Here is a 4,401-nt window from a genome sequence, read left to right as displayed (position 1 = left end):
TCAATCCCTCCGTGGACGCATTAATGATAATTTTCAGATCATAAACCCAGTACCTTCAAGTTGAATGGGTATATATCTGTGCTACCTTGGGTTACCGTAACTATTAATAATAGAACGGTTATAATTAAAGTTTCTTTTTTTACATCAAGTATGTTCTTCAAAATAGTTACTCTTTTGTTAAAGTAAACAACGACGTTTGTTTTACTCTCTAATTTTATTCCAAGGAGGGTGTTTTTACGAGATGGGTTTATGGCTGTAGATTTTTTAACCGAAGAACAAAAAGCACAATATGGCCAATATGTAAGTGAGCCAGATGAGTTTCAGTTGGCACGATACTTCCATTTAGACAAAACAGACCTATCCTTTATCGCTGAGCGCCGTGGCGATCAAAATAGACTTGGTTCCGCCTTACAATTAACGTCTGTCCGATTTTTGGGAACATTCCTCACAGATTTATCCCTTGTACCTATCAATGCTCAAATTTTTGTTGCTGGACAATTATCGATCACCGATATAACTGTGTTAAATGATTATGGTAGGCGCGAAACAACCAAGCGCGAGCATACTGCACTTATTCGTGAGCACTATGAGTATCGCGACTTTAATGAAGTGCCTTGGGTATTTCGATTAAGCCGATTGCTCTATGCAAAATCATGGATAAGCAATGAAAGACCAATCCTACTGTTTGAGTTTGCTACCACTTGGTTAATTCAACATAAAGTAATTTTACCTGGAGAATCAACCCTATCCCGATTAATTTCTGAAATTCGAGAAAAAGCAGCCCAACGTCTATGGAAACGCCTATCATCTTTGCCCACACCCGAGCAAAAAATAGAATTAGATGCTCTTCTGCAGGTGCCCAAAGGAGAGCGAGCATCGCGTTTTGATTATTATCGAAAAGGTCCTGTAACAATCAGCGCCCCTTCATTTAACGAGTCCATCAAGCGTTATCTTGAATTGCAGGCATTTGGATTTGGCGGTTTTGATTTTTCTCATATACCCCCTGTGCGATTAAAAAATCTGGCACGTTACGCAGGCCTAATTTCTGCGAAAAAAATAGCACGTATGTCCGATGATAGGCGAACAGCAATACTGGTCGCTTTTGTTAGAACCTTTGAAATAATTGCGCTTGATGATGCGTTAGATTTGCTTGATCTTCTTACCACAGGCATTTCAAGCGATGCGAAGAGGATTGGCCAAAAAAAACGTCTACGTACATTAAAGGATTTAGATAAGGCCGCATTATCTTTAGCAAAAGCTTGTGAGCAGGTTTTAAATGAAGGGACGCAAAATACCAAGCTACGTGAGGAAATTTATGCTTTAATTTCTAAAGAAAAGCTTCTGGAATCTATTGAAACTGTAAATAATTTAGCTCGACCAATGGGCGATAAATTTCATGATGAAATAGTTGAGCAATATGGAAAAGTCTGTAGATTTCTACCACGAGCACTCAGAGATATCATTTTTAAAGCAGCACCAGCAGGTAAAGATACACTTGAAGCACTAGAATACCTTGCGCAGACCAATTTATCACGTAAAAAAACTCTTAAGAATGCCCCTCTTGATATTATCACCCAACCTTGGAAGCGATTAGTTTTTGATAAAGATGGAAATGTCTCAAAACAAGGTTATACCTTATGCCTCTTGGATAAATTACAAGACAGCTTGAAGAGACGGGATGTTTATGTCGAAAACAGTGACCGTTGGGGAGACACACGGACAAAACTCCTCCAAGGCACTGATTGGCATAATAACAGAATACAGATCTGCCGTTTATTAGGACATCCTTTGGCACCTCACGATGCAATAGCCGCCATGACAAATCGTTTGGATGCCACATATAAAAAAGTTGCCGCAAATTTTGATAATAATAATGCCATCAGAATGGATAACTCAGGTAAGTATCCCACATTAACGATTACGAACCTTGATAAGCTTGAAACTCCACCAACTCTTACATTGCTGAGTGAGCAAATTGCGAGGTTATTGCCACAAGTTGATCTCACCGAACTAATACTTGAAATTCATGCTCGCACAGGCTTTCTTGATGAATTTACTCATGTGAGTGAATCAAATGCCCGTGCCGATGATCTTCCAATCAGCCTTTGTGCTGTACTTCTAGCCGAGGCATGTAATATTGGACTGGAACCATTAATAAAACATCATATTCCGGCATTGACTCGTCACCGTCTGAATTGGGTTAAGCAAAACTATATCCGTGCGGAGACATTGGCTAGAGCTAATGCTAGATTGGTTGAGTATCAGTCTACCATTCCACTAGCAAAAAAATGGGGTGGTGGAGAAGTGGCCTCCGCAGATGGTATGCGGTTTGTTACATCTGTTCGTACCGTTAACGCAGGACCAAATCGAAAATATTTTGGTTCTAGCAAGGGAATTACTTGGTACAACTTTATTTCGGATTAGTTTTCAGGTTTCCACGGTATTGTGGTACCTGGCACGTTAAGAGACTCTATTTTTATTTTAGAGGGGTTGCTAGAACAACAAACGAGTTTAAACCCAACGGAAATCATGACGGATACTGCAGGTGCCAGTGATATAATTTTTGGGTTATTCTGGCTACTCGGATATCAATTTTCCCCTCGTTTAGCAGACGCTGGTGCAGCTGTTTTTTGGCGCATTGATAAAGAAGCAGACTATGGTGTTCTCAACGATCTTGCACGGGGATGCGCCAATATACAGCGTATCGAGCAAAACTGGGATGATATGATGAGAATAGCTGGCTCTCTGAAACTTGGTACTGTACAGGCATCAGAACTTATACGCTCACTATTAAAAAGCGACAAACCTTCGAGTTTGGCAAAAGCAATTATTGAGGTCGGCCGCATTAACAAGACCTTATATCTCCTCAACTATATTGATGATGAAGATTATCGTCGCAGAATACTGACCCAGTTGAACCGAGGCGAAGGAAGGCATAGTGTTGCCAGAATCATTTGTCATGGCCAGCGTGGAGAAATTCGCAAACGGTACCGTGAGGGGCAAGAGGATCAGCTAGGCGCCTTAGGATTAGTAACGAACGGTGTTGTTCTCTGGAATACTCTTTACATGGATGCGGCACGGAATTATTTAGAGCAGAAGTCGGTTTTAATAAGAGAAGAAGATGAGGCCAGGCTCTCGCCGCTGCAATATGGTTATATTAATGTTCTTGGACATTACTCATTTGTTTTAAATGAAAAAGTTATGCAGGGGGAACTCAGACCATTCAATCAGCTTGCTGATAATCTTGATGATCCTTAGCATACGTTTTCGTATCATTTGACTTCAAACCTGTTGAATTTTTTTGCTAAAAACATTACACTAAAGCAATATGACTTGCATGTAATATATTATCGGACTATAGTAATGATATGGGATATTGAATATACCGATGAATTTGAACTTTGGTGGGAAAATCTCACGGAAGGAGAACAGATTGATATCGCATCAACGGTCAATCTATTGGAACAATGCGGACCGAATCTAAAATTTCCTTTTTCATCTGGAATTGAGGGTTCAAAACTTACGCACTTGCGTGAGTTACGTATCCAACATGCAGGCGAACCATACCGAGTTTTGTATGCTTTTGATCCGAGACGTTGCGCAATTTTACTTTTGGGCGGTAACAAAACAGGAGATGATCGTTGGTATGAAAAAAATATTCCTGTTGCTGAGCGTTTGTACCAAAAGCATCTTTTAATTTTAAAGACGGAGGAAAAGAACCATGAGTAAGTCTTTTTCATCATTAAAAAACAAAATGAGCTTAACTGCAAAAAAAGCGGTTGAAGAAAAAACCAGTCTATTGCTTAAGGATGTTCTTTTATACGAAATACGTGAGCAATTGCATATTACTCAAGAAGATATGGCAGCTAAACTTAATACTAAACAGGCTAATGTATCAAGAACAGAGAGACGGCGTGATATGAAATTGTCCACTCTGAAGCGTTATATTGAAGCCATGGGTGGCGAGTTGGATATTGTGGCAAGATTTGCTTCCAATGAAGTGCATTTAAACGTAACAGAGCTTTGAGCTTTCATTGTGTTATAGAGAAGGGCTAGTTAGCTCAACTAGATGCTCTAGGTTTATTTACAGATCAATCATCTGTTTTCCTTAGCGTACGTTTTCGTACCACTGGACTTCAAACCCCACCTAATAGACCAAAGGATAAGAGAGAAAATTAAGGGGAATGTTATAAGAAAAGCCTCAAATTTTGCTGAATAAGAAAAAATACTCATTACTACAACAGTAATTAAGTAAAGAAATATTAAAACCCAAGTGTAACGATTAAATAAGTGCATACTACTATAGAAGTTATAAATTGAAATATTATATACCCATTCAACTTGAAGGTACTGGGTTTATGATCTGAAAATTATCATTAATGCGTCCACGGAGGGATTGAG

The 4,401-nt window shown here is 39.2% G+C and carries 2 protein-coding genes and 1 pseudogene; all 3 read left to right on the top strand.

Translation table 11 applies throughout. The features are described 5' to 3' along the window. Positions 1-249: 249 nt before the first annotated feature. Positions 250-3,258, top strand: a pseudogene (locus tag ACQY7T_RS06550) (Tn3 family transposase). Positions 3,259-3,363: 105 nt separating this feature from the next. Next, positions 3,364-3,729: a type II toxin-antitoxin system RelE/ParE family toxin gene (locus ACQY7T_RS06545; protein ID WP_428412149.1), complete on the top strand. Its 366-nt coding sequence runs from the start codon at positions 3,364-3,366 to the stop codon at positions 3,727-3,729. Further along, entirely contained in the window at positions 3,722-4,027 is a 306-nt protein-coding gene (locus tag ACQY7T_RS06540) for a helix-turn-helix domain-containing protein (protein ID WP_428412147.1), read from the top strand. Before ACQY7T_RS06545 ends, ACQY7T_RS06540 begins: the two co-directional genes overlap by 8 nt. Positions 4,028-4,401 lie beyond the last annotated feature (374 nt).

This window comes from Legionella sp., from assembly GCF_965140895.1.
GTDB lineage: Bacteria > Pseudomonadota > Gammaproteobacteria > Legionellales > Legionellaceae > Legionella.
Note: the sequence above shows the minus strand (reverse complement) of the source record. Positions and strands in the feature narration are given on the sequence as shown.